This window comes from Paenirhodobacter ferrireducens (genome assembly GCF_004022265.1).
Taxonomy (GTDB): Bacteria; Pseudomonadota; Alphaproteobacteria; order Rhodobacterales; family Rhodobacteraceae; genus Rhodobacter; species Rhodobacter ferrireducens.
The window spans coordinates 1-741 of sequence record NZ_SAVB01000060.1; the positions used below are offsets into that span (position 1 = coordinate 1).

The window sequence follows — 741 nt, forward strand, 5'->3', positions numbered from 1 at the left end:
GCAGTCGAAGAGATCGAGACGGTCACCGCCGACGGAGCCTATGACACGCGCCGCTGCCATGCCGCGATCCTTGAACACGGTGCGGACCCGATCATCCCGATCCGCCGAAATGGTCGAGCGTGGAAGCCGGACTGCCCCGCCGCAATCTCACGAAACGAGATCCTCCGGGCGGCGCGGTGTCTGGGGCGATCAATCTGGAAGAAATGGACGGGATATCACTCCCGAAGTCGCGTCGAAGCCCAGATGAACCGCCTCAAGCTCTTCGGCGAACGGATCATGGCACGAGACCCTGACCGGCAGACCGCCGAAATCCAGATCCGCATCATTCGCCATTGTCGCTCGGACCAATGGCGCGACATGGCTCATTCATGAACCGCTGCTCGGCCCTGGGACGGGCCGAGATCGAGGCCGTGACATGAGACAGACGGGATAAGGCCCAGATCGGCCCGTCGTCCGATTAGCGAAACAAGGTCGTGCTGCATGCCCTCGAACACCACCTGATGGACGAAGAGGCCGTGCGGATCTTCTGCGAGGAATATACCGCCGAACGCAACCGCCTGCAGGCCCGGGCAGAGGCTGGGCGGGCCGACCTTGAGAAGGAGCTTCGCAACGTCACGACCAGCCACAAGAAGCTGGCCAACGCCATCCTCGCCGGCATCCCAGCCGAGGAGGTGAAAGAGCAGATGCTGGACCTGAGCGCGCGGCGCAAGGAACTGGATCGCCTTCTGGCAACGGCGCCCG

2 pseudogenes are annotated in these 741 nt (G+C 63.4%); both read left to right on the plus strand.

Going from position 1 to position 741, the window contains the following annotated elements:
- Positions 1 to 419: pseudogene (locus tag EOW65_RS19845) on the plus strand (transposase); the annotation flags it as partial.
- Positions 420 to 500: 81 nt separating this feature from the next.
- Positions 501 to 741, plus strand: a pseudogene (locus tag EOW65_RS19850) (recombinase family protein); the annotation flags it as partial.